The 23,482-nt window shown below is 58.6% G+C and carries 23 protein-coding genes; 10 read left to right on the top strand and 13 right to left on the bottom strand.

Annotated elements, in window-relative coordinates; translation table 11 throughout:
• Positions 1 to 277 precede the first annotated feature (277 nt).
• Complete coding sequence (gene osmE / locus ACOTWU_RS03355; protein WP_003857836.1) at positions 278 to 622, bottom strand: osmotically-inducible lipoprotein OsmE; 345 nt, start codon at positions 620 to 622, stop codon at positions 278 to 280.
• Between the two features lie 231 nt (positions 623 to 853).
• Between osmE and nadE the strand changes: the two genes are divergently transcribed.
• The gene (gene nadE, locus ACOTWU_RS03350; RefSeq protein WP_126498925.1) at positions 854 to 1,681 is read left to right on the top strand and encodes an ammonia-dependent NAD(+) synthetase; all 828 of its coding nucleotides are present in this window, start codon (positions 854 to 856) and stop codon (positions 1,679 to 1,681) included.
• Positions 1,682 to 1,796: 115 nt separating this feature from the next.
• Positions 1,797 to 2,675 carry an excinuclease Cho gene (cho, locus tag ACOTWU_RS03345; RefSeq protein WP_063136382.1) on the top strand — a complete coding sequence of 293 codons (879 nt, stop codon included), beginning with the start codon at positions 1,797 to 1,799 and terminating at the stop codon, positions 2,673 to 2,675.
• On the opposite strand, the gene ves is transcribed toward cho, so the two are convergent.
• The 7 genes from ves to astC form a co-directional block, all read right to left on the bottom strand.
• Positions 2,653 to 3,210, bottom strand: a complete 558-nt coding sequence (ves, locus tag ACOTWU_RS03340) for an environmental stress-induced protein Ves (protein ID WP_017384666.1) — start codon at positions 3,208 to 3,210, stop codon at positions 2,653 to 2,655. The two genes, cho and ves, sit on opposite strands and share 23 nt — an antisense overlap.
• 167 nt (positions 3,211 to 3,377) lie before the next feature.
• A complete protein-coding gene (gene spy / locus ACOTWU_RS03335) occupies positions 3,378 to 3,872 on the bottom strand; it encodes an ATP-independent periplasmic protein-refolding chaperone Spy (protein ID WP_015570753.1) in 495 nt (164 codons plus the stop codon).
• 337 nt (positions 3,873 to 4,209) lie between these two features.
• The gene (astE, locus tag ACOTWU_RS03330) at positions 4,210 to 5,175 is read right to left on the bottom strand and encodes a succinylglutamate desuccinylase (RefSeq protein ID WP_048220163.1); all 966 of its coding nucleotides are present in this window, start codon (positions 5,173 to 5,175) and stop codon (positions 4,210 to 4,212) included.
• Positions 5,176 to 5,184: 9 nt separating this feature from the next.
• A complete protein-coding gene (gene astB / locus ACOTWU_RS03325; protein WP_048220164.1) occupies positions 5,185 to 6,510 on the bottom strand; it encodes an N-succinylarginine dihydrolase in 1,326 nt (441 codons plus the stop codon).
• Positions 6,497 to 7,984, bottom strand: a complete 1,488-nt coding sequence (astD, locus tag ACOTWU_RS03320; protein ID WP_048220165.1) for a succinylglutamate-semialdehyde dehydrogenase — start codon at positions 7,982 to 7,984, stop codon at positions 6,497 to 6,499. The genes astB and astD overlap by 14 nt, the downstream gene beginning before the upstream one ends.
• A complete protein-coding gene (astA, locus tag ACOTWU_RS03315) occupies positions 7,981 to 9,015 on the bottom strand; it encodes an arginine N-succinyltransferase (protein ID WP_015570755.1) in 1,035 nt (344 codons plus the stop codon). The genes astD and astA overlap by 4 nt, the downstream gene beginning before the upstream one ends.
• Positions 9,012 to 10,232 (bottom strand): succinylornithine/acetylornithine transaminase, encoded by a 1,221-nt coding sequence (gene astC / locus ACOTWU_RS03310; protein ID WP_032104258.1) that lies wholly within the window; start codon positions 10,230 to 10,232, stop codon positions 9,012 to 9,014. Before astC ends, astA begins: the two co-directional genes overlap by 4 nt.
• Positions 10,233 to 10,664: 432 nt before the next feature.
• On the opposite strand from astC, the gene xthA reads away from it, so the two are divergent.
• The 6 genes from xthA (at position 10,665) to ACOTWU_RS03280 (ending at position 16,840) form a co-directional block, all read left to right on the top strand.
• Entirely contained in the window at positions 10,665 to 11,471 is an 807-nt protein-coding gene (gene xthA, locus ACOTWU_RS03305; protein ID WP_015570756.1) for an exodeoxyribonuclease III, read from the top strand.
• Between the two features lie 6 nt (positions 11,472 to 11,477).
• Positions 11,478 to 12,161 (top strand): TVP38/TMEM64 family protein, encoded by a 684-nt coding sequence (locus ACOTWU_RS03300; protein WP_032670970.1) that lies wholly within the window; start codon positions 11,478 to 11,480, stop codon positions 12,159 to 12,161.
• A gap of 6 nt (positions 12,162 to 12,167) precedes the next feature.
• Complete coding sequence (locus ACOTWU_RS03295; RefSeq protein WP_421625755.1) at positions 12,168 to 13,337, top strand: ABC transporter substrate-binding protein; 1,170 nt, start codon at positions 12,168 to 12,170, stop codon at positions 13,335 to 13,337.
• A complete protein-coding gene (locus ACOTWU_RS03290; RefSeq protein WP_126498927.1) occupies positions 13,310 to 14,839 on the top strand; it encodes an ABC transporter permease subunit in 1,530 nt (509 codons plus the stop codon). The genes ACOTWU_RS03295 and ACOTWU_RS03290 overlap by 28 nt, the downstream gene beginning before the upstream one ends.
• Positions 14,839 to 15,459 (top strand): ATP-binding cassette domain-containing protein, encoded by a 621-nt coding sequence (locus ACOTWU_RS03285; protein WP_126498928.1) that lies wholly within the window; start codon positions 14,839 to 14,841, stop codon positions 15,457 to 15,459. The genes ACOTWU_RS03290 and ACOTWU_RS03285 overlap by 1 nt, the downstream gene beginning before the upstream one ends.
• Before the next feature lie 73 nt (positions 15,460 to 15,532).
• The gene (locus ACOTWU_RS03280) at positions 15,533 to 16,840 is read left to right on the top strand and encodes a sulfurtransferase (protein ID WP_045338470.1); all 1,308 of its coding nucleotides are present in this window, start codon (positions 15,533 to 15,535) and stop codon (positions 16,838 to 16,840) included.
• On the opposite strand, the gene ACOTWU_RS03275 is transcribed toward ACOTWU_RS03280, so the two are convergent.
• Complete coding sequence (locus ACOTWU_RS03275) at positions 16,837 to 17,454, bottom strand: CDP-alcohol phosphatidyltransferase family protein (RefSeq protein ID WP_045141483.1); 618 nt, start codon at positions 17,452 to 17,454, stop codon at positions 16,837 to 16,839. The two genes, ACOTWU_RS03280 and ACOTWU_RS03275, sit on opposite strands and share 4 nt — an antisense overlap.
• Positions 17,444 to 18,016, bottom strand: coding sequence for a carboxymuconolactone decarboxylase family protein (locus tag ACOTWU_RS03270; RefSeq protein ID WP_017384678.1), 573 nt, complete (start codon positions 18,014 to 18,016; stop codon positions 17,444 to 17,446). The genes ACOTWU_RS03275 and ACOTWU_RS03270 overlap by 11 nt, the downstream gene beginning before the upstream one ends.
• Positions 18,017 to 18,091: 75 nt before the next feature.
• Between ACOTWU_RS03270 and ACOTWU_RS03265 the strand changes: the two genes are divergently transcribed.
• Complete coding sequence (locus ACOTWU_RS03265; RefSeq protein WP_047062624.1) at positions 18,092 to 18,508, top strand: pyrimidine (deoxy)nucleoside triphosphate diphosphatase; 417 nt, start codon at positions 18,092 to 18,094, stop codon at positions 18,506 to 18,508.
• Here ACOTWU_RS03265 and ACOTWU_RS03260 read toward each other — a convergent pair.
• Complete coding sequence (locus ACOTWU_RS03260; RefSeq protein ID WP_003857857.1) at positions 18,468 to 18,740, bottom strand: YnjH family protein; 273 nt, start codon at positions 18,738 to 18,740, stop codon at positions 18,468 to 18,470. The two genes, ACOTWU_RS03265 and ACOTWU_RS03260, sit on opposite strands and share 41 nt — an antisense overlap.
• Before the next feature lie 225 nt (positions 18,741 to 18,965).
• Here ACOTWU_RS03260 and gdhA point away from each other — a divergent pair, with 225 nt between their 5' ends.
• Positions 18,966 to 20,309: an NADP-specific glutamate dehydrogenase gene (gene gdhA / locus ACOTWU_RS03255; protein ID WP_015570765.1), complete on the top strand. Its 1,344-nt coding sequence runs from the start codon at positions 18,966 to 18,968 to the stop codon at positions 20,307 to 20,309.
• 113 nt (positions 20,310 to 20,422) lie between these two features.
• On the opposite strand, the gene ACOTWU_RS03250 is transcribed toward gdhA, so the two are convergent.
• Both ACOTWU_RS03250 and selD read right to left on the bottom strand, forming a co-directional pair.
• Positions 20,423 to 22,345 carry a DNA topoisomerase III gene (locus tag ACOTWU_RS03250; RefSeq protein ID WP_017384681.1) on the bottom strand — a complete coding sequence of 641 codons (1,923 nt, stop codon included), beginning with the start codon at positions 22,343 to 22,345 and terminating at the stop codon, positions 20,423 to 20,425.
• Positions 22,346 to 22,349: 4 nt separating this feature from the next.
• Complete coding sequence (selD, locus tag ACOTWU_RS03245) at positions 22,350 to 23,393, bottom strand: selenide, water dikinase SelD (protein WP_058700345.1); 1,044 nt, start codon at positions 23,391 to 23,393, stop codon at positions 22,350 to 22,352.
• Between the last annotated feature and the right edge of the window lie 89 nt (positions 23,394 to 23,482).

Genomic DNA, 23,482 nt, shown 5'->3' with positions numbered 1-23,482 from the left:
ACTTCCCTCTTGTTTGGCTACCCGCCGTCGCGCTATCACTCGACTCGCTATCCTGGCTGACGGGCAGTGTGCTGAACATTGTTTGTCGTTGAAGTGAGTATACGCAATGGTACAGGGAGGGGATAATTCTGGATAGACTGAAATTGTCTCTCATTGACCTGGCTTGTTGACTACCTTCACATTTCAGGCAAATAATTCGCGCCAAGAAATAAGATTTACGTATGCATAAAAAAACCGGCCTTCAGGCCGGTTTGTTAGCACTCTCAGGCAAGCATGCTTACTGTGCCTTAGGTGCCTGTGGGTCGGTGTCGTATTCGGCACAGGTCTGGTAACCAGAATTGATCACGTGACCCGTATCATCCAGGGCGACAAAGTAGGTCTCTGCCTTACCATCACGTTGACCCAGAATATAGGTCTGGCAGGTACCACGCGCGTGGATCATAGTGACTTCTGAAGAAGGTTTACCGGCAATGGCTGCAACCTGGGAACGCGTCATGCCTTTTTTGACGTCTTTTACCACTGGCTGTGTGAACTGATCTTTAGTGCGATCGTAAGCTGTACACCCTGCCAGCATAGTCAGTACCGCCGCTGCGCTTAAAATTCCTGCTACGTTCTTGTTCATATTCCGTCCTCTTGTTTATCAGCGTGTTAACTAAGCATGGGATAAAAATTACTATTGTTCAACTTTGCGAGTTACGCCAGACGAATTTCGGAAAATTCTAATAAAACAACGGTAAGCTGCTAAATCGCTGTAAAACAGTACACTCAAAACTGTGATCCTTGTCGTTTCCCCGACAAAGGGTTAGTTTTAACAGATCACACTTTCTGTTTGGTTCTGCATAGGGAGGGCGTAATGGCTCTGCAACAAGAAATTATTAAGGCGCTGGGCGCGAAACCTGCGATTGATGCCAATGAAGAGATCCGTCGTAGCGTTGATTTTTTGAAAGCTTACCTGTCTGCACACCCTTTCCTGAAGACGCTGGTGCTGGGCATCAGCGGCGGTCAGGATTCCACTCTGGCCGGTAAGCTGAGCCAGATGGCCATCTCCGAGCTGCGTGACGAGACCGGTGACATCGCGCTGCAATTTATTGCCGTACGTCTGCCGTATGGCGTGCAGGCCGACGAGCAGGACTGTCAGGATGCGATTGCGTTTATTCAGCCGGACCGTGTTCTTACCGTAAACATCAAAGGTTCGGTACTGGCCAGCGAGCAGGCCCTGCGTGAAGCCGGTATTGAACTGAGCGATTTTGTCCGCGGCAACGAGAAAGCCCGTGAGCGCATGAAAGCGCAGTACAGTATCGCAGGGATGACCAAAGGGGTCGTCGTCGGCACTGACCACGCCGCGGAAGCCATCACCGGCTTCTTTACCAAATACGGCGATGGCGGCACGGATATCAACCCCCTCTTCCGCCTGAACAAGCGTCAGGGTAAGCAACTGCTGGCGGCATTGGGCTGCCCGGAGCACCTGTATAAGAAGGCGCCAACGGCGGACCTGGAGGACGATCGCCCTTCCCTGCCGGATGAAGCCGCGCTGGGCGTTACGTATGACAACATCGATGATTATCTGGAAGGCAAAACGCTCGACGAAGGTACCGCTAAAATTATCGAAGGCTGGTATCTGAAAACCGAGCATAAGCGCCGTCCGCCCATTACGGTGTTTGATGATTTCTGGAAAAAGTAAAAGCAAAACGGTAACTCCGCTTTGCAGGCCGGGTAAGGCGTAGCCGCCACCCGGCTCTTTTTTAACCACCAAACACCTGCTACACTGTATGCCTGAACAGTATATGGAGCAGTATGTGAGCAGGCGTCAATCCGCCCCGCGTCTTGAGTTCGAAGCGGCGGCTATCTACGAATATCCCGAGCATCTTCGCCCCTGGCTTGAGGCACTGCCTAAACAGCCTGGCGTCTATTTCTTCCACGGCGACAGCGACACCATGCCGCTCTATATCGGCAAAAGCGTGAATATCCGCAGCCGGGTGATGTCGCACCTGCGTACGCCGGATGAAGCATCGATGCTCAGGCAGTCCCGGCGGATCACCTGGATCGAGACGGCAGGCGAACTGGGCGCGCTTCTGCTCGAAGCCCGGCTCATCAAGGAACAGCAGCCGCTGTTTAACAAACGCCTGCGCCGCAACCGCCAGCTGTGTTCCTTACAGATTAACGCAGGAAAACCGCAGGTCGTTTATGCCCGGGAAGTGGATTTTTCGCATGAACCCAATCTTTACGGTCTGTTTGCCAATAAACGTGCCGCACTGCAAACCCTGCAATCCCTGGCTGATGAATTACAGCTTTGTTACGGCCTGTTAGGACTGGAAGCCACCACCCGCGGTCGCGCCTGTTTCCGCTCCGCGCTGAAACGCTGCGCCGGGGCGTGCTGTGGAAAAGAGAGCGTTGAAGAACATCATGCCCGGTTTATGGCTGGCCTGGCCTCTATCAGCGTTAACTGCTGGCCGTGGGAAGGCGCGGTGGCGCTGAAAGAAACCCGCGATGGGATGACGCACTATCACATCATCCGCAACTGGCTCTGGCTTGGCGCCGTTGAAAATCTGGATGACGCTACCGCCCTGCTGCGCACCCCTGCCGGGTTCGATCAGGATGGTTACAAAATTCTCTGCAAGCCACTGTTAACCGGAAAATATGAGATCATCGTCCTCAATGACCCGGCAGCCAGGTAATTTCACTGAACAGCAGCGACCCCTTCGTTTCCAGTAAACGGAGGGTATGACTGCCCGCTTCCCAGCTGGCGCCCTGATCGGCGGTCAGTAATTTGTCGCCCAGTTGCCAGGCGCCACTTAATACGAAGGCCACCCCACCGCGTGAAGCGAAGGTAGTGAACGTCCGGGTAGCAACGCGCACCTTTGCCTGACAGCAGTCCCGTCGGGTCATGATGTTGAAGTCCATCGACATCTGCCCCTCAGTGAGCACGGCTTTCACCGCCAGATCGCCCGCAAATCGGTAAGGCTGATGATGCTTCAGGGTATGACAAAACGCCCTGCCTGCATCCAGGGTCACCTCGCCGCCCTCCAGCAGCGTAATCACCCGGTCAACGCCCGGGAATGCGGAAAATTCGCCGTTACTGGCGATGGAGGCAATACTGGCCCGCCAGAAAAAATCCCGCGTCGCGGGAGGAAAACAGCAAATCTCACGCGTCTCACCCGCACCATTACGCCAGAGACTGACCGGCATTTTACGGATATCAAAGAATTCCATGACCACTCCTGAAGGACGCACCGTGCGCCAGGGCATTTTCACAGACGTATTATCGGCAGCAGTCAGGCCAGACCTTAGGGATGGGATAAAAGAAAAACCGCCGGTCCTGTCCACAGCGTTTTCGCTTTTGTAGACAGGAGCCCGGCGGTCTTAAGAGAGTGAACCGATTATTCGGTTGGTGCAGGCATTTTACCTTCCGGCGCTGCACGTTCTGTCAGACGCTTCTCAAAATTGGCATTAAATTGCTTTTTCTGTTCCGGCGTCAGAATGTTGTAAATCTTGTTCTGAGTTTCCATGTGGGCCAGCATGCGCGCTTTATGCTGCTCGGCCATTTTGTCGATCTGCGCTTCCGCTTTTGCTTTATCGAAGCTGTCGCTGGCAATGATGTCATGCATTGCGCGGCGCTCTTCCAGCGGAGGACGTTTCATCTGGTCACGCTGGCTTTTCATGATGTCGCGGATCTGCTGCTTCTGCGCATCGGTGAGGTTCAGATCTTTAAACATCATCATCTCATGGTGCATACCCGGCTTGCCTTTATGATGCATCATCATTTTGCCTTCCGTCGGCGCGGCGGTAGTGGTCGCGGTATCGGCGGCGAACGCCATGCTGGTAGCGCCCAGAGCCAGGGTAGAGGCAACAAACAGTGCAGTTAATTTACGCATAATGTCTTTCCTTACTTTCAGTTATTCTTCGGCGCTATGCCGTGTTGACGAGATTAACTTTACGGGGTTTATCGTCAATTAGTCAGAGCAACGGTAAAACAATGAAAGTGTAAAAAACAACTTTTCGCCAATTGTGGAGAAATTAAGGAAAAAGCGTGGAGAGATGAAACAAAAATATTCAACAGGATGATTTTAAAGAGATTATGGAGAAGTATAGCGAAGTGTCGTTTAATAATAAAGCAATTCTCCAGGAATATTCCGCAAACAATACCAGAGCGCTTTTAACGCTAAGAAATTTATTCTTCATTTCCCCTCCGGTCTGCGCGAGGGGAGACGATCAGGGCATTTTTTCCAGCATCAGGCCAGCTCGCAAACCAAACGCGACCGACGGATTAGGAAATAAAACATATTCCGTGGATTTCTGTACCGCATAGCGCGTCTCACCATCTTCCGCCAGCAGGACGCCCTGGCGAAACGGCGTAAAGTTCAGCGTATGGGGCGCCATATGTAGCTGGAAAGCCTCGCTTTGACGCGTGATCTGCTGCACGACCCGATAGCGCACAACGGGTTCCCGGGAGGGTTCCGGCGCAACCCCGGCAAGCAACGCCCGAAGCGCCTGATGCGTAGGGGCAAAACGCGTCAGGTCGTTTTGCCCGAACGGCAGCGCTTTTCCCAGCTCCAGGGTGCAGGATAACGCGCCAACATTCTCGCAGGTGAAGTGGGTAAACGTGCCGCCTGGCGTCTGGTGGAAAACCAGCGCCTCCAGCCCCGCGTCGCCAAGCCAGGTCAGAAACGCCTCATCCCACGGCTGATGACGCTGCGGTAACACGCCAAAACGCACGTGGTACGAGGCGCGAATGGCCGTATGCAGATCGAGGTGCCAGCGCGTTTCCCCCGCCCCGGCAAAAAACGCCGTAACCACCTTCTCCAGCCATTGCGCGCGTGTCGTCTCATCACTCTGTGGAAACTGCGCCCAGCGACCACCAAACATGCGGTTGATGTCGCTCACGAGATACCGTTTATTTTGCGCCAGCGCAGGCGGATTTCCCAGCACCACCAGCAGACGGCAGTGCAGCGTGATCTCAGCGCGAAACAGCGCGCGCAGCAAAAGATCGACAATCTCCACGGGTGCGGTTTCGTTTCCGTGAATGCCGGTCGAAAGCAGCAGCGACAGGTCATATTCCCCCGTCGGCGTCAGTTCAAGCACGCCCCGCCCCAGCCATCGCCAGTGGAACGAGGGGCCTTCCCCCTCGTGCCGCTCCGGTGTCTCTTCGGCCAGCGTCAGCGCCAGTAAGTTTTCCATATCGTCTCCTTAGCGCTGGAACGGATAAACCGATCCCAGTTGCAGGATGGTCGATAATGCATCCAGCGCCTCGCGGCCTTCGCGCAGCAGATGCGGATCAACCAGATCGGCCTGAACTAGACGGTCGCGATAATAGCGGTCCACCCAGTCATTGAGGGTATTGAACAGCGTGTCGTTCATCATTACCGCCGGATTCACGGCCTGCATCTCCTCCGGCGTTAACACCACGCGCAGTCGCAGGCACGCCGGTCCCCCGCCGTTGGCCATACTTTCCCGCAGATCAAACACGCGCAGTTCATCAATCGGGTTATCCGCCTGCACCAGTTCGCTCAGATAGCGCCAGACGCCCTGATGGTTGCGGGACTCCTGCGGCAGCACCAGCATCATGCTGCCATCATCCCGGCTCAGCAGCTGGCTGTTGAACAGATACGTTTCGACCGCATCCTGCACGCTTACCGCCTGCGTGGGCACCTGAATCGGCATAAATCCCGGCACGCGTTCGCGCAGCGTGGCCAGCAACTTTTCCTGATGGGCAAACGCCTGCTCGTGGCAGAACAGCACCTGACGGTTGGAAACGGCAATGACGTCGTTATGAAACACGCCCTGGTCGATCACCTGCGGATTTTGCTGGGCAAAAATCACCTGAGAAGGATTAACCTGGTTCAGCCGCGCAACCGCCTGGCTTGCGGCTAAAGTTTGTCTCGCCGGATAACGAACCGGCGCGGCGTGGCCGCCCTCTTCCCGTCCATAGATAAACAGCTGCAAACCCGGCTCGCCATAGTCGCCGCCCAGACGGTTGTGGTTTGCCGCCCCTTCATCGCCAAACATCGCGACCTGCGGCAGCGCCGAATGCACCTCGAAATGCGCTTCATGATTAAAAATGGCGCGCAGCACGCGCCCGGTGGTCTCCGCTTCGCTGGCGCGGTGGAATTTGTTGTTCAGGTTAGCAACGGTCAGATGCACTTTGCCGTCCAGCGTATCCGCCGACGGCGCAACAGTGGCGGCATTCGCCACCCACATCGAGGAGGCTGAACTGGCCGCCGAAAGCAGGTGTGGCGTCTGCGTGCCTGCTTTTTCCACCACCTGTTCATCCGTACCGCTGAACCCCAGCTGGCGCAGCACGTCCACGTTTGGTCGCTCCTGAGGCGGGATCACCGCCTGCGGGAAACCGGCATCGGACAGCGCCTTCATTTTCAACAGACCCTGCTTCGCCGCCAGCTTCGGGTTCGAGACCTGGAAACGGTGCTTCGTCGAGGCTTCATTACCGAACGACAGCCCGGCATAGTGGTGCGTCAGCCCCACGAGGCCGTCAAAGTTAACCTCACGCGCTTTCATGGGCGTCACCCTCTGTAAAATCCAGCCCCGGATTCAGCGTCTCCGGCAGCGTCAGCGCCGGGGTTTCCAGGCTTGCCATCGGCCACGCGCAGTAATCGGCGGCATACCAGGCGCTGGCGCGATGGTTGCCCGACGCCCCTACGCCACCAAACGGCGCGGTGCTCGCCGCACCGGTCAGCGGTTTGTTCCAGTTCACGATCCCGGCGCGCGCTTCCAGCAGCAGTTGTTCGAATTTCTCGCGATGCGGCGATATCAGGCCGCTCGACAGGCCGTAGCGGGTGTTGTTGGCCATCTCGATCGCCGACTCAAAATCGTCATAGCGCCAGACGCACAGCAGCGGGCCAAAGACCTCTTCATCCGGCACGTGGCTCGTCGCACTCATCTCAATAATCCCCGGCGTCAGCAGCGACGTGCCCGGCATTACCTGTTTCGGCTCCAGCAGGGTTTTCGCCCCACGCGCCACGTGCTCCTGCCACGCTTTCAGCACGTTCAGCGCCGCCTGCGCGGAGATCAGCCCGCCGATAAACGGCTGCGGCTCGGCATCCCATTTCGCGGGAACCAGACGCGCGCTCACCTCCACCAGACGCTTCACGAACGCATCCCCCTGCGCGCCGCGTTTAACCAGCAGGCGGCGGGCGCAGGTACAGCGCTGTCCGGCGGTAATAAACGCCGACTGAATGGTCAGATGGACCGCGGCATCGATATCATCCGGATCTTCCACAATCAGCGGGTTGTTGCCGCCCATCTCCAGCGCCAGAATTTTTTCCGGCTGCCCCGCCAGCTGACGATGCAGCTGATAGCCCGTTCCGGCACTGCCGGTGAACAGCAGACCGTCAATGTCGCTCAGCGCACTCAGCGCCTGACCTGTTTCACGCCCGCCCTGCACCAGATTCACCACCCCCGGCGGCAGCCCCGCCTGCTCCCAGAGTTTTATGACTGCTTCTCCGGTTAAGGGGGTTAACTCACTCGGCTTGAAGATGACGGTATTCCCCGCCAGCAGCGCAGGCACAATGTGCCCGTTCGGCAGATGTCCGGGGAAGTTATACGGGCCAAACACCGCCAGCACCCCGTGCGGACGGTGGCGCAGCGTGGCGGCGCCGTCTGGCATCTCGGTATGCTGCTCGCCGGTGCGGGTATGGTACGCCTTCACCGATATCGCGATTTTGTTGATCATCGCCGTGACTTCGGTTGTTGCCTCCCAGCGCGGCTTGCTGGTTTCGCAGGCAATGATGCGGGTCAGCTCGGCTTTATTGGCCTCCAGCAGCGCAGCAAATTTCTCAACCAGCGCCTGGCGCTCGGAGAATGGCCGTTTCGCCCATGCCGGAAACGCGCGGCGTGCAGCCTGGCAGGCCTGCTCAACCTGCCCGGCGCTGGCGTCGTTCCCCGACCAGAGCACCTCCTGACCGACCGGGTTAGTTTTTGTCCGCGCGTCACCTTCGCCCGTTACCCAGTCACCGTTAATCCATAGAGTCATGCTGTTTTCTCCTCAGGGCAGAGCCGCACCAGGCGAACCGTGTCGCCAGCGTTACATTTCAGGGCATCCAGTTGCGCAGCCGTCAGTACCAGACGCTCGCATGTTGGGTTGGTTCGCACCAGCATGGCGCGGAAGTTGGTGTAATTCTCGTTCGAGACCAGGCAGGCTGGCCACTCGCCCGGCGCGGGCTGGCCTTCTGAAACCTCAACCAGGCGGCTTTTACGGATGGCGCGAACGCGGTCAATGTCGCATTCCAGCGTCGGGCCGCCGTCGAAGATGTCGACGTAGTTACGGTAGCGAAATCCCTCTTTCTCCAGCACTGCGCGGGCCGGGGCGGTTTGCGGGTGAACTTCGCCGATCACCGCCTGCGCTTCAGGCGTTAAGAAATGGGTATAAATAGGATGCTTCGGCATCAGCTCGGCGATAAACGCCTTCTGACCGGTACCGCACAGGTAATCCGCCCGGCTAAATTCCATGGAGAAGAAGCGTTCGCCCAGACTCTCCCAGAACGGCGAATAGCCCGTCTCATCAATCACGCCGCGCATCTCCGCGACCACTTTTTCGTTGAAGCGGTCGCGAAAGGCGGCCATAAACATAAAGCGCGATTTGGAGAGCAGATAACCGTTGCCCTCTTTGCGCCAGTCCGGATCGAGAAACAGGGTGCAGAGTTCGCTGGCGCCGGTATGGTCATTACAGAGGAAGAGCGTCGGCAGCGCGTTGTAAACGTTCAGCTCTTTCGAGGCGTGGACCATCGTGCCGACGCGGTAGTTGTACCACGGATCGTTAAGCCCGACGGCCACCTCGATGGCGCAAATCCCCGCCACGGTTCCCGTGTCGGTATCTTCCAGCACGAACACATAGCCCTGTTCGCTTTTTGGCAACGTCCCCTGCCAGGTTTGCAGGGCGCGCTCGATGCGCGCCGACAGCGTTTTTTCATCGGCAGGCAGCGAGGTTAGCCCGCCCCCTGTCTTACCGGCAAGCTGCATAAGCCCGGCGAGATCGCCGTGCGCAACGGGACGGATGACCATCATGATGACACCCCGGACTTCACCTGTTCGCAGGCCAGCGCAAAACGATCTAACCCGGTTCTGACCTCTTCCTCGCTGACGATCAGCGCAGGGGCAAACCGCACCACGTTAGCACCGGCAATCAGCACCATTACGCCCTGCTTTGCCGCTTCCTGTGAAATCAGCTTCGCTTTGCCGGCAAACTCAGGGGCAAGTTCACAGCCTATTAACAGCCCCAGACCGCGGATCTCTTTGAACAAGCCGGTCTGGTTATTGATGGCAGTAAGGCGCTCAACAAACCACTGGTGACGCTGCTTCACGCCGTTCAGCACCTCAGGGGTGTTGATGATATCCAGCACCTGTCCGGCGACAGCGGTTGCCAGCGGGTTGCCGCCGTATGTGGTGCCATGGGTGCCCACGGTCATCACGCTGGCGAATTTATCGGTGGTCAGCATCGCCCCCACCGGGAAACCGCCGCCGAGCGCTTTGGCTGTTGAGAGCACATCCGGGGTCACGCCATAGTGCATGTAGGCGTACAGCTCACCCGTGCGGCCCACGCCGGTCTGGACTTCGTCAAAAATCAGGACCGCGTTATGCCGATCGCACAGCTCGCGCAGCCCTTGCAGGAACGCTTTCTGGGCGGGCATGACGCCGCCTTCCCCCTGCATGGGCTCGACAATCACCGCACAGGTGGTGTCGTCAATCAGCTCGCTGGCAGAGTGTAAATCGTTATACGCCGCATGCCGGATATCCGGCGGCAGCGGCGCAAAATCCTGAGAATATGAGGGCTGACCACCCGCGCTGACGGTAAACAGCGTGCGGCCATGGAAGGCATTTTTAAATGCTACGATGCCGCTCTTGTGCGCGCCGAATTTATCGTGCGCATATTTTCGCGCCAGCTTCAGCGCCGCTTCGTTCGCTTCCGCGCCGGAATTACAGAAAAAGACTTTTTCTGCGAAAGTGGCGTCGATCAGCTTCTTCGCCAGACGCAATGCCGGTTCGTTGGTATAACCGTTGCCGGTATGCCAGAATTTCGCCGCCTGGTCATTCAGCGCCTGCCGCAGCGCCGGGTTTGCATGCCCCAGCGCATTCACCGCAATCCCACCCGCAAAGTCGATATACTCTTTGCCCTGCTGATCCCACAGGCGAGAGCCTTCCCCACGTACCGGAATAAAAGCCGCCGGAGCGTATACCGGCATCATCCATTCATCGAAATTTTCACGCGTAACTGACAGAGACATAGCGACCTCATCCGGTAAATAAAAGGTTGTTTAAATGTTAAATAATTGAGTGTTGTACTGTGAATGTAGATTGCAGCCTTCGTGCCAGCCAGCGATAAAAATGCATAAACGGGTTGGGGTAACACAATATCAATGAGTTACAATATGGAGTTATTCACTGTTAATGCATAAATAGTGAATATTTTTACGGCAAGCGGCGCTTTGCCGCATGAAAACAAGAAAGAGTATGCAGAGGCCAAATATAATTCTGGAATTGTGATCGCTCGCGAAATTTATCGGTCCTTTATGCCCTGTTCGAGGGCAAAACGCGCCGAAATGGTGCAAATATTGCACCGTCGGCATTATCTGTCGCAGTAATTGGGCGAAGCGGATAACAGACGACGTAAATTCTGCTACCATCCTTGCACTATTCACCTTGCATTGGCAGCGACTATGAAATTTGTCTCTTTTAATATCAACGGCCTGCGTGCCCGCCCTCACCAGCTTGAAGCGATTGTTGAGCAACATCAGCCAGATGTGATCGGCTTGCAGGAGACAAAAGTTCACGACGATATGTTCCCGCTCGAAGAGGTAGCGAAGCTGGGCTATAACGTTTTTTACCACGGTCAGAAAGGCCACTACGGCGTTGCGCTGCTGACCAAAGATACGCCGGTGTCGGTGCGTCGTGGCTTCCCGGGTGACGATGAAGAGGCGCAACGCCGCATCATCATGGCGGAAATTCCTTCCGCGCTCGGCAATGTGACCGTCATCAACGGCTATTTCCCGCAGGGTGAAAGCCGCGATCATGAAACCAAATTCCCGGCCAAAGCGAAGTTTTATCAGGATCTGCAAAACTACCTGACAACCGAACTCAAAAAAGAAAACCCGGTGCTGATCATGGGCGACATGAATATCAGCCCGACGGATCTGGATATCGGTATTGGCGAAGAGAACCGTAAGCGCTGGCTGCGCACCGGCAAATGCTCTTTCCTGCCGGAGGAGCGCGAGTGGATGGAGCGCCTGCTGGGTTGGGGGCTGGTGGATACTTTCCGCACGGCTAACCCGGCGACGCAGGATCGCTTCTCGTGGTTTGACTATCGCTCTAAAGGCTTCGATGACAACCGGGGCCTGCGTATTGATCTGCTGCTGGCGAGCGCCCCCCTGGCCGAACGCTGCATCGAAACCGGTATCGACTATGACATCCGCAGCATGGAAAAACCGTCCGACCATGCGCCGGTATGGGCAACGTTCAAGCTGTAAACTTCAGTGAATATTAAAAAAATCAGTCTCCTGTGCGCCCTTTTGGGCGCATTTGTTTTGACCGTTGTTTTGCTTCCTCCAGGCATGCTCTCCCTCGACACGCTAAAAATGCACCAGCAAACGTTGCTCGATCGTGTGGAGCAGGCGCCTCTTCAGAGCGCGCTGATCTATTTTGCGGTTTACGTTCTGCTCTCCGCGCTGTCGATCCCCGGAGCCGCGCTTCTGACGCTGCTCGGCGGGGCGCTTTTCAGCCTGTGGGAGGCGACGCTGTTGGTGTCATTTGCCTCGACGCTCGGCGCCACGCTTGCCATGCTCGTCAGCCGTTATCTGCTGCGCGACTGGGTGCAACGGCGCTTTGCCGCACAGATGAGCACGATAGATGCGGGGATGGATCGCGACGGCGCACGCTACCTTTTTGCCCTGCGCCTGATGCCGTTGTTCCCGTTCTTTCTGGTCAATTTGCTGATGGGGCTAACCCGTCTCAGGGTGCGTCACTACTGGTGGGTCAGCCAGCTTGCAATGCTACCTGCCACCGTCATTTATCTGAACGCCGGACGCGAGCTGGGGAAACTCACCTCGCTGCGCGATATTCTGTCGCCGGGACTGCTGTTCGCCTTTACACTATTAGGGTTATTACCGCTGGTCACTCGCTGGCTGTTTTCCCGTTACATCCCTTCGATTAAAAAGTGAGGCATTATGCGCCGGGTGCGTTTTTGCGCGTTTCTGACGAGTCTGCTGCTGGCAACCTCTGCCTTCGCCGCAGAGAGCTGGCAATCCATTCAGCAACAGGCCACCGGGCAGACCGTCTGGTTTAACGCCTGGGGCGGTGACGAGGCCGTTAACCGCTACCTCGACTGGGTAAGCGGCGAGATGAAAACGCACTACGCCATCAACCTGAAGATCGTTCATCTGGCCGATGCCGCCGACGCGGTGAAGCGGATCCAGACGGAACATGCCGCAGGACGCAGCAGTAACGGGTCGGTGGATCTGCTCTGGGTAAACGGGGAAAACTTCCGCAACCTGAAAGCGGCAAACCTGCTGCTCACCGGCTGGGCGAAAACCCTGCCCAACTGGCGCTACGTCGATACCCGTAAACCGGTAACGGAAGATTTTGCCATCCCGACCGATGGGGCAGAATCCCCGTGGGGCGGCGCGCAATTAACCTTTATCGCCCGTAAAGCGAGTACGCCGACACCACCGTCAGATCCCCACGCGCTGCTGGTATACGCCCGACAGCACCCTGGCAAGGTGAGCTATCCGCGACCGCCGGATTTTACCGGCACGGCGTTTCTTGAGCAGCTACTGCTGGCGCTGACCGCCCATCCGGAGGCGTTAAAAAACGCGCCGGACAGTACCTTTGCGCAGGTCACCGCGCCGCTGTGGGATTACCTTGATACGCTGCACCCCCTGCTGTGGCGCGAAGGGAACGATTTTCCTCCGTCGCCTGCGCGCATGGATACGCTGCTGGCCAGCGGCAGTCTGAACCTGTCGCTCACCTTTAACCCCGCCCATGCGATGCAAAAGGTGACGAGCGGTGAACTGCCTGCCGACAGCTACAGTTTCGGCTTTCTCAAAGGCATGATCGGCAACGTCCATTTTGTCGCTATCCCGGCAAACGCCAGCGCGAGCGCAGGCGCGAAAGTGGTGGCGAATTTCCTGCTGTCACCGCAGGCGCAGATCCGCAAAGCTAATCCTGCCGTCTGGGGTGACCCGAGCGTGCTGGATGGCGAAAAACTGCCTGCGAAAGCGGCAAAACAGCTTCGCGCCTTTACCCCCTCAGGCACGCCTGATGTACTTCCCGAACCTCACGCCGCCTGGGTTAACGCCCTGGAGCAGGAATGGCTTCGCCGCTACGGGACCCGCTAAGCGGGCTGGTCTGGGCGGCAATGGCGGTCATCTATCTGCCCCTGCTTCCCGCCAGCGGCATGCTGCTGGCCCCGGCGTTTTCACTCAGTAACTGGGCGACGCTGTTTGCCGACCCGCAGCTGCCGCGGGCGCTGGCCGCCACGCTGGTTTCCACGCTTATCGCGACGCTGGGCTCTCTGTTTATCGCTCTGATCCTGCTTGCGCTTCTCTGGCCGGGTGAAGGCTGGCAGCGCCTGAGCACCCGTCTGCCGTGGCTGTTAGCCGTGCCGCACGTCGCCTTCGCCACCAGCGCGCTGCTGCTGTTTGCGGAAGGGGGGCAGTTTTACCGGATCTGTACGGTCTGTTCGCCGCAGCTTGACCGCTACGGTATCGGGCTTGGCCTGACGCTTGCGGTCAAAGAGAGCGCGTTCGTTCTGTGGGCAATCTACGCCGCGCTGCCTGAAAAGCGTCTCGCACAGCAGAAAATCGTCCTGCATACCTTCGGCTACGGACGAATTCAGGCGCTCAACTGGCTCGTCCTCCCGGCAATCGCCCCCGCATTGGGCGCCGTGATGCTGGCGGTGCTGGCCTGGTCGCTTTCCGTGGTGGATGTGGCGATTGTGCTCGGGCCAGGCAACCCGCCTACGCTGGCGGTACTGGCCTGGCAGTGGCTCGCCCAGGGCGATGCACAACAGCAAACAAAGGGAACGCTGCTGTGTCTGGTGTTGCTCCTGCTGCTGGCGGCGCTTGCCGCGGTGGGATACGGCTTCTGGACGGCATGGCGGCGCGCCCAGCGTGACCCCTCCGGAGTTCGTCGCGCTTCGCATACTGCGCTGCCCGCACGGACGTTGGGCGGGTTACTGCCGCTGTGCGGCGTGCTCTGTGCGCTGGTTCTGCTGATGCTGGCACGCCGGGACGACATCGGCCCCGTCAGCGACAGCCTTTCACTGGGACTGCTGTCCAGCCTGACAGCGCTGGCCATCCTCATGCTCTGGCTTGAGTGGGGACCCCAGCGCGGCGCGGTGTGGGTCTGGCTGCCGCTCGCCCTCCCGGCGCTGCCCCTCGTGTCCGGGCAATATGCCGTGGCGCTGTGGCTGGGCATCGACGGCCAGTACGCTGCGGTGCTCTGGAGCCATATGCTCTGGGTTCTCCCGTGGATGCTCCTGGTGCTGCAACCGGCCTGGCGCAGGCTCGATCCCCGGCTTATCCTCACCGCCAGAACGCTGGGCTGGCGACAGGCGAAAATTTTCTGGTTGGTGAAATGCCCCCTGATGATTCGTCCGGCCCTGCTGGCCTTTGCCACCGGCTTTTCCGTGAGCATGGCCCAGTACATGCCGACCCTCTGGCTGGGAGCGGGACGTTTCACCACCCTGACGACGGAGGCGGTCGCCCTCAGCAGCGGCGGCAGCATTCCGATCCTCGCCAGCCGGGCGCTGGGTCTGTTGCTGTTGACCAGCAGCGTATTTGCCCTTGCCGCGCTGCTCTCCCGGCTCGTGGGCCGTCACAGACAAGGATTACGTTAATGCTGAACGTGAAAAATCTCACCATTGCGCCACTCTTCCGTGAGGTCAACTTCCGCGTCCCGGCGGGGGAGATTGTCACGCTGATGGGGCCCTCCGGGAGCGGGAAATCGACCCTTTTCGCCTGGATGGTGGGGGCGTTATCCGCTGATTTTAAGGCGCACGGCGAGCTGTGGCTGAACGATCGTCGCTGCGATCTGCTCCCCGTGGAAACGCGCGGGATCGGCATTCTGTTTCAGGATGCCCTGCTGTTTGACGCCTTCAGCGTGGGGCAAAACCTGATGCTGGCGCTGCCGGCGCACATCGTCGGGCGCGCCCGCCGCAACGCGGTAGAACAGGCCCTGGACACTGCCGGGCTGGCAAACCAGTACGCCAGCGATCCGGCGACCCTGTCCGGCGGCGAGCGCGCCCGGGTCAGCCTGTTGCGCGCTCTTCTCGCCCAGCCGCAGGCATTGCTGCTCGACGAGCCGTTCAGTCGACTGGATAAAACGCTGCGCGCCTCATTCCGGGCGTGGGTATTCGAGGTTACTCGCCAGCGCAGGATCCCGGTGGTGCTGGTCACGCATGATGAGGACGATATTCCGCCCGGCGGCGAGGTGATTGAGATTTCTCGCTGGCAATAATGTGCTAACGCAATGTTTTTGGCTTCAGGAGAGACGACAATGCCCCCCTCTTTTAATGACGTCAGGTTTTTCGATGAAACGTGTTTCTCAACTGACCGCGCTGGCCCTGCTCTGCGGCCTCGCCTCACTCTCCTCCACGGCGGCTGATATGCCCCACTCCCTCACGCTGGACCAGCTCCAGGCGCAAAACGGCGCGGTAATTGATACGCGCGTCAGTGCGTTCTATAACGGCTGGCCGCAGACCCTGAGCGGAACGTCCGGGCATGAACCCGCCGCGCTTAATCTCTCTGCCAGCTGGCTTGGGGCAATGAGCGATGAACAGCTCAGCGGCTGGGCAAAACAACATCGGCTTACGCCAGACATGCCGGTTGCGCTCTATGGCAACGATGATGACAACCAGACCGTCAAAGCGCGGCTGGAGAAAGCGGGCTTTACCCACGTCTCCACCCTGAGCGATGCCCTGCAACAATCCGACCGTCTGCAACGTCTGGCGCATTTCGAACAGCTGGTTTATCCGCAGTGGATCCGCCAGTTGCAGCAGGGCAAACCCGTTACCGCCGCACCAGCCGGAGAATGGAAGGTGATCGAGGCTGGCTGGGGTGCGCCGAAGCTTTATCTCCTGAGCCACATTCCCGGTGCGGGCTATATCGACACCAATGAAGTGGAAAGCGAACCGCTGTGGAATAAGGTCTCTGACGAAAAGCTGAAAGCGATGCTGGCGAAGCACGGGATCCGTCACGATACCACCGTCATTCTGTACGGTCGCGACGTGTATGCCGCCGCGCGCGTGGCGCAGATCATGCTCTACGCGGGCGTGAAGGATGTGCGAATTCTGGATGGCGGCTGGAAGGCGTGGTCCGACGCCAGCCTGCCCGTTGAGCGCGGAACGCCTGCAAAGGTCAAGCCAGCCCCTGATTTTGGCGCGCCGATCCCGGGCCAGCCCCGGCTGATGGTGGATATGGAGCAGGCCCGAGGAATGCTGCACCGTCAGGACGCCTCGCTGGTGAGCATTCGTTCCTGGCCAGAGTTTATCGGTTTAACCAGCGGCTACAGCTATATCAAGCCAAAAGGTGAAATTGCCGGTGCGCGCTGGGGCCATGCGGGCAGCGACGCGACCCACATGGAAGATTTCCACAATCCGGATGGCACCATGCGCAGCGCTGATGATATTGCCGCCATGTGGAAAACGTGGAATATCCTGCCGGAGCAGCACGTTGCGTTTTACTGTGGTACCGGCTGGCGCGCGTCTGAAGCCTTTATGTACGCCCGCGCGATGGGCTGGCAGAACGTTGCCGTCTACGACGGCGGCTGGTACGAATGGAGCAGCCATCCGCAGAACCCGGTCTCCACCGGGGAGCGCGGACCGGAAAGCGCACGCTAGCGGGGAAGTGATTTCAGCGTGATGTAACCGCTCCAGATGCGCGTTGTGGTGGTCAGCCAGCACAACGCGCCAAACGTCCAGGCAAACAGCGCGAAATGCGCCGGAAACAGGCAGCACAGCGCAAACAGCGCGATGGTCTCCGTTCCTTCCGTTAATCCCCCAATGTAATAAAGCGACTTGTGCGCATAGCCGGGGTTGTCGATATCATGCTTCCCCGCCAGCGCGGCAAAGGCCAGAAAACTGCTGCCCGTCCCCATAAACGCGAACAGCAGCCAGGCGGCGGCGATCGCGTTATCAGCCGGAGCGGCCAGCGCAAAGCCAAACGGCACCAGGGCGTAGAACAGGAAGTCGAGGGCGATATCAAGAAATCCTCCCGCGTCCGTCAGGCCACGGCGACGCGCCAGCGCGCCGTCCAGACCATCCAGCAGCCGGTTCAGCACAATGGCGATCAGCGCCGCCGGATACCAGCCCAGCGCCAGAAACGGTAACGCCAGCACGCCAATCGCAAACCCGGCGAGCGTTAAGCCATCAGGCGTGATAAACGGTCTATCCAGCGCGGCGGCCAGCTGATTTAACCCGGGTTTCAGTCGGGGGTGCAGATGTTTATCCAGCATGCGGTTTACCTTTAAACGTGGCGCACAGCCCCTGAGCCGGGATATCCAGCGCGGCGTTAAAGCGGGCGGAAAGATTCTGAAAGGCAATCAGAGCCGTCATTTCGGTGATGGTCTCTTCCGTAAAGTGGCGCTTCAGCAGACTTTTGATATTTTCATCCACCTGAGGTGGCGTGGCGGTGACCGCTTCCGCATAGGCCAGCGCCGCGCGCTCCTCTTCGCTGAACAGGGTGGAATTTTGCCAGTCGCTGACGGCCTGCACTTTATCCAGCGCCCCGCTCCGCTCGGCCAGACGCAGGCTGTTGGCATCAATACAAAATGCGCAGTGGCAGATCTGCGAGACCCGCGTCATTAGCAGCGATCGCAGAACCGGCGTCAAACGCGCCTTGCGACGCTCCAGATAGCCGACAAACAGCGCCACCAGCCAGAAAAGACGCGGCATGCGCCCCCACCAGCGCGTGGGGTTCAGCACCGCGCCGAAGTGTTTTTTCTGCATGGCGGCGATGGGGCTGAGGCTGACGGGAAGGGTTTCCATGGGCGCAACCCAGGCGGATGTCTCTTTCACCTGATTCTCCTGATGACTGGACTCTTTGGAAGGGCACGATAATATGTCGTTTTTCGCTATTAATTATTGACGAACATGCTGAAAACACTCGATGTGGTTGCGGCCATCCTCGAAAAAGAGGGCAAGATTTTGCTGGCGCAGCGTCCCGAACATGCCGATCAGCCAGGAATGTGGGAATTTGCAGGCGGGAAGGTTGAAGCCGGTGAGACCCAGCCGGAAGCGCTGATCCGCGAACTGCGCGAAGAACTCGGCATTGAAGCCGTGCCCGCGCGGTATGTGGCAAGCCACCAGCGGGAGGTGTCGCAGCGGCTGATTCACCTCCACGCCTGGCATGTGCCTGAATTTAGCGGTGAGCTGAAGGCGCATTATCACTCGGCGCTGGTATGGTGCACGCCAGAAGACGCGTTCACGTATGCTTTAGCCCCGGCGGATATACCGCTGCTGGAAGCGTTTATTCTTTTACGCGACGCCAGACCAGCGGGTTTGTACTGAGGGTGCGTTCATCACGCTGGCACTGCAACAGCACGCCATCTGCCCTGACTACTGCGCCTTCGGAATAGTTTTGATCCTGATAGATACAGCACTGATTACACGGCTGCGCACGCTGGCCGCCAGCGCTAAAGACCTCTGGCGGCACGTTGACCTCGACATCCGGGCGAATGCGGTCAGCCTGTGCCCCGGCGGACACCATCAAACATAACGCGGCCATTGCGTAACGGTTCATAGACTTTATTTCCTTTGCATCGTTTATATCTATAACGGTCGATCCGGACGGGATCTTTAATTTATCTCGTCATCGCTTTTGGTTATGACGCGCGCCCTGTCATTAATTTCCCTTGCGGCATAAATTTCTGCTTGCCTCTCAAAGCGGTGCGGGTGGTATAGTCAAAAAAACGACACAAAACATCTACGCCACACGCATAAATTATTATAAGAGGTTCTTATATCTATGGATCAGACACGCTCTCTGGAAAGCTTTCTTGCCCATGTTCAGCAGCGCGACCCGCACCAAAGCGAGTTTGCCCAGGCCGTTCGTGAAGTCATGACCACCCTGTGGCCCTTCCTTGAGGAAAATCCGCGTTACCGTCAGATGGCGCTGCTTGAACGTCTGGTAGAGCCGGAGCGCGTCATCCAGTTCCGCGTGGCGTGGGTGGACGACCGCAATCAGGTGCAGGTCAACCGCGCGTGGCGCGTGCAGTTTAACTCCGCCATTGGGCCGTTTAAGGGCGGGATGCGCTTCCACCCCTCGGTGAACCTGTCGATTCTGAAATTCCTCGGCTTCGAGCAGACCTTTAAAAATGCGCTCACTACCCTGCCGATGGGCGGCGGTAAAGGCGGGAGTGATTTCGATCCGAAAGGCAAGAGCGAAGGCGAAGTGATGCGCTTCTGCCAGGCGCTGGTCACTGAACTCTATCGCCACCTTGGGCCGGACACCGACGTTCCTGCCGGGGATATCGGCGTGGGGGGGCGTGAAGTGGGTTTTATGGCCGGGATGATGAAAAAGCTCTCCAACAACAGCGCCTGCGTCTTTACCGGCAAAGGTCTGTCGTTTGGCGGTAGCCTGATTCGCCCCGAAGCGACGGGTTATGGTCTGGTCTATTTCACCGAAGCGATGCTTAAGCGTCACGGGCTGAGCTTCGAGGGGATGCGCGTGGCGGTCTCCGGCTCCGGTAACGTGGCGCAGTACGCTATCGAGAAAGCGATGGCGTTTGGCGCGCGCGTGGTGACCGCCTCCGACTCCAGCGGCACCGTGGTGGATGAAGCTGGCTTTACAGCAGAAAAACTGGCGCGTCTGTGCGAAATCAAGGCCAGCCGTGACGGTCGGGTAGCGGATTATGCCCGTGAATTTGGCCTGACCTATCTGGAAGGTAAACAGCCGTGGGGCGTGCCGGTGGATATCGCCCTGCCGTGCGCGACGCAAAACGAACTGGACGTGGATGCCGCCCGGACGCTGATTAGCAATGGCGTGAAAGCGGTAGCGGAAGGGGCAAATATGCCCACCACTATTGAAGCGACCGACCTGTTCCTGGACGCGGGCGTGCTGTTTGCGCCAGGCAAGGCGGCGAACGCTGGCGGCGTGGCAACATCCGGTCTGGAAATGGCGCAAAACGCCGCGAGAATGGGCTGGAAGGCAGAGAAAGTGGATGCCCGTCTGCACCACATCATGCTCGATATTCATCACGCCTGCGTGGAGTACGGCGGCGAGGCCTCGCAAACTAACTACGTGCGCGGGGCGAATATCGCCGGGTTCGTGAAGGTGGCCGATGCGATGATCGGACAGGGTGTGATTTAGTTTCGCTGCATTCTCGCCCTTGTAGGCCCGGTAAGCATTAGCGCCACCAGGCTTTTTTCAGGCCGCAGAGGGGCTTTCGCCGGGTGGCGGCTTCGCCTTACCCGGCCTACGGTTTAAGCGGTTGTATTTTTGGCTGCGCTTTTCTTCTTTTTGAACGGTTTCTTCGCCCCGCCGCCCGGGGCGACCATTCCCCGGAATCGCTTCACTGGCGTACTGCGCGCCTGGTCAATCAGCTGATAAAGCGTCCCTACCAGCGGCTGCATAAAGTCCTGATAACGGCACTGCTTTTCGCTGATCTGCGTCAGCACCGACTCCCAGTGCGCGGTCATGTCCGGCCTGGCGGCCAGCTCCGGCAGCGAATGAATTAGCGCCCGGCCCGGTTCTGTTGAATGGATGTAACGTCCCTTTTTCTCCAGGAAGCCGCGCTTAAAGAGCAGTTCGATGATCCCCGCGCGGGTCGCTTCCGTGCCCAGACCGTCGGTGGCGCGCAGGATCTTCTTCAGATCTTTATCCTGCACAAAACGGGCGATCCCGGTCATGGCCGAAAGCAGCGTCGCATCGGTGAAGTGGCGCGGCGGCTGGGTTTGTCGTTCAACCACTTCGCCCTTCTCGCACAGCAGTTCGTCGCCTTTGGCCACGACCGGCAGCGGCGTGCCGTCGTTCTCTTCGTCACGTTCTTTGTTGCCGAGCAGCGTGCGCCAGCCCGCTTCCGCGAGGAAACGCGCTTTGGCGATAAATTTGCCTTTGGCAATTTCCAGTTCAATAACGCACTTGCGGAACACCGCGTCCGGGCAGAACTGCATCAGATACTGACGAGCGATCAGGTTATAGACCTTTGCTTCGTTGTCGGTCAGGTTGACGTTGCTGGTGCGCGCCGTCGGGATTATCGCGTGGTGAGCATCGACTTTTTTATCGTCCCAGCAGCGGTTATGGGTATCCGGGTTTACCGCCGGTTGCGGCAACAGATCCGGCGCATGGACGCCAATGGCATTCATCACCGAGTGGCGTCCGGCGAAGTGTTCTTCCGGCAGATAGCGGCTGTCCGAACGCGGATAGGTGATCAGCTTGTGGGTTTCGTAGAGCTTCTGGCAGATATCGAGCACGTTCTGCGCGCTAAGACCAAAGCGCTTAGCCGCCTCAATCTGCAACGCCGAAAGGGAGAACGGCAGCGGTGCGGGCTCCGTTTCCCGTTTGTCGTTATAGCTGGTGACGATTGCGGGCTGGCCGGTAATGCGGTTGACTACGTGCTCCGCCAGCGGGCGATGCAGCAGCCGTCCCTCTTCGTCCTGATATGACTCACAGGCATCGCTTGGCTGCCAGACGGCGGTAAAGCGTTCGTCTTTCGGCGTGACGATATGCGCTTTGACTTCGAAGAAGTCTTTGGCGACGAAATTTTCGATCTCTTCGTCGCGACGCACCACCAGCCCCAGCACCGGTGTCTGGACACGACCGACGGAGAGTACGCCCTGATAACCCGCGTTGCGCCCGAGAATGGTGTAGGCGCGGGTCATGTTGATCCCGTACAGCCAGTCCGCACGGGCACGCGCCAGCGCGGAGACACACAGGGGAATAAATTCGCTGTTGGCGCGCAGGCGTGAAATGGCCCGCTCTACCGCCTGAGGGTTGAGGTCGTTGATCAGGCAGCGCTGCACCTGCTGGCGCTTTTCCGGCGCCAGCTCCAGGTAGTCCAGCACTTCATCGACCAGCAGTTGCCCTTCCCTGTCCGGGTCACCCGCGTGGACCACTTCCGTCGCCTCATGCAGGAAGCGCTTAATGACGTTGAGCTGTTTGGTGACGGAAGGACGCGGTTGGAGACGCCACTTTTCCGGCACAATCGGTAGATCGTTGAGATTCCAGCGGGCGTAGCGGCTGTCGTAGACATCCGGCTGCGCCTGTTCAAGCAGGTGACCGATACACCAGGTGACCACCTGCCCGTTACCGCATTCGATAAAGCCGTCGCCTTTGCGATGCGGCCTGGGCAGCACATCGGCGATGGCACGCGCCAGACTCGGCTTTTCGGCAATAAACAACCGCATCGAATTAACGGATCTCAATCATCGGGCGACCACCGCGGGCGGTCACCAGCTCACCAATGGCCGTCAGGGTGATGCCAAACTCGGCAGCCGTCGCCTGAACGTCAGCTTCAGCTTCCGGCGTCACCGCCAGCAGCAGGCCGCCGGAGGTTTGCGGATCGCACAGCAGGTTACGCCACGCTTCCGGCATTTCGCCCATTAAATGGCCGTAGCTGGCGAAGTTGCGCTGCGTCCCGCCCGGCACTGCGCCCTGAGCAATGTACTCTTCCACGCCCGGCAGCTTCGGCACATCCTGATACCAGACCTGCGCCTGCACGCCCGCGCCCTGACAGACTTCAGAGAGGTGCCCCAGCAGACCAAAACCGGTCACGTCGGTCATGGCGTTCACGCCGTCGATATTGGCGAATGCCGCACCGGCGAGGTTCATCTGGCACATCACTTCCGTTGCCAGACCGATATGCTCGGGCTTCAGCAGGGATTTCTTCTCGGCAGTGGTCAGTACGCCAATGCCCAGCGGCTTAGTGAGGAACAGCTTGCAGCCCGCCTGCGCGGTGCTGTTGCGCTTCACGCGCTCGGTCGGCACCACGCCGGTGACGGCCAGGCCGAAGATCGGCTCCGGCGCATCGATAGAGTGACCACCGGCCAGGGCAATACCCGCCTGCTGGCAGGCAAAGCGTCCGCCTTCGATCACGTCGCGGGCAATCTCCGGCGGGAGGGTGTTAATCGGCCAGCCCAGAATGGCGATCGCCATAATCGGTTTACCGCCCATCGCAAAGATATCGCTGATGGCGTTGGTGGCCGCAATGCGCCCGAAGTCGAACGGGTTGTCGACAATCGGCATAAAGAAGTCAGTGGTGCTGATAATGCTGGTGCCGTTACCCAGGTCATAAACCGCTGCATCGTCACGCGTTTCGTTACCGACAAGCAGGTTCGGGTCGACAAACTTCGCCTGCTCACTGTGCAGGATGGTCTCCAGCACTTTCGGGGAAATTTTACAACCGCAACCGGCTCCGTGGCTGTATTGCGTTAAACGAATGGTTTGCTCGCTCATGGACGTCTCCTGTCATCTCAATCGCGCTATGGTAGCGCTCATTCCATAAAGAGGTAAGTATGACTGTCTGAATTCTGCGGCGGATGCTC

Source organism: Enterobacter cloacae complex sp. GYL001, from assembly GCF_049237125.1.
GTDB lineage: Bacteria > Pseudomonadota > Gammaproteobacteria > Enterobacterales > Enterobacteriaceae > Enterobacter > Enterobacter hormaechei_C.
This window is presented reverse-complemented; position numbering and strand designations above follow the sequence as displayed.

Coding starts and splice junctions, on each gene's coding strand:
- osmE (WP_003857836.1), bottom strand. CDS start 622: ATGAACAAGAACGTAGCAGGAATTTTAAGCGCAGCGGCGGTACTGACT.
- nadE (WP_126498925.1), top strand. CDS start 854: ATGGCTCTGCAACAAGAAATTATTAAGGCGCTGGGCGCGAAACCTGCG.
- ves (WP_017384666.1), bottom strand. CDS start 3,210: ATGGAATTCTTTGATATCCGTAAAATGCCGGTCAGTCTCTGGCGTAAT.
- spy (WP_015570753.1), bottom strand. CDS start 3,872: ATGCGTAAATTAACTGCACTGTTTGTTGCCTCTACCCTGGCTCTGGGC.
- astE (WP_048220163.1), bottom strand. CDS start 5,175: ATGGAAAACTTACTGGCGCTGACGCTGGCCGAAGAGACACCGGAGCGG.
- astB (WP_048220164.1), bottom strand. CDS start 6,510: ATGAAAGCGCGTGAGGTTAACTTTGACGGCCTCGTGGGGCTGACGCAC.
- astD (WP_048220165.1), bottom strand. CDS start 7,984: ATGACTCTATGGATTAACGGTGACTGGGTAACGGGCGAAGGTGACGCG.
- astA (WP_015570755.1), bottom strand. CDS start 9,015: ATGATGGTCATCCGTCCCGTTGCGCACGGCGATCTCGCCGGGCTTATG.
- astC (WP_032104258.1), bottom strand. CDS start 10,232: ATGTCTCTGTCAGTTACGCGTGAAAATTTCGATGAATGGATGATGCCG.
- xthA (WP_015570756.1), top strand. CDS start 10,665: ATGAAATTTGTCTCTTTTAATATCAACGGCCTGCGTGCCCGCCCTCAC.
- ACOTWU_RS03295 (WP_421625755.1), top strand. CDS start 12,168: ATGCGCCGGGTGCGTTTTTGCGCGTTTCTGACGAGTCTGCTGCTGGCA.
- ACOTWU_RS03290 (WP_126498927.1), top strand. CDS start 13,310: ATGGCTTCGCCGCTACGGGACCCGCTAAGCGGGCTGGTCTGGGCGGCA.
- ACOTWU_RS03285 (WP_126498928.1), top strand. CDS start 14,839: ATGCTGAACGTGAAAAATCTCACCATTGCGCCACTCTTCCGTGAGGTC.
- ACOTWU_RS03280 (WP_045338470.1), top strand. CDS start 15,533: ATGAAACGTGTTTCTCAACTGACCGCGCTGGCCCTGCTCTGCGGCCTC.
- ACOTWU_RS03275 (WP_045141483.1), bottom strand. CDS start 17,454: ATGCTGGATAAACATCTGCACCCCCGACTGAAACCCGGGTTAAATCAG.
- ACOTWU_RS03265 (WP_047062624.1), top strand. CDS start 18,092: ATGCTGAAAACACTCGATGTGGTTGCGGCCATCCTCGAAAAAGAGGGC.
- ACOTWU_RS03260 (WP_003857857.1), bottom strand. CDS start 18,740: ATGAACCGTTACGCAATGGCCGCGTTATGTTTGATGGTGTCCGCCGGG.
- gdhA (WP_015570765.1), top strand. CDS start 18,966: ATGGATCAGACACGCTCTCTGGAAAGCTTTCTTGCCCATGTTCAGCAG.
- ACOTWU_RS03250 (WP_017384681.1), bottom strand. CDS start 22,345: ATGCGGTTGTTTATTGCCGAAAAGCCGAGTCTGGCGCGTGCCATCGCC.
- selD (WP_058700345.1), bottom strand. CDS start 23,393: ATGAGCGAGCAAACCATTCGTTTAACGCAATACAGCCACGGAGCCGGT.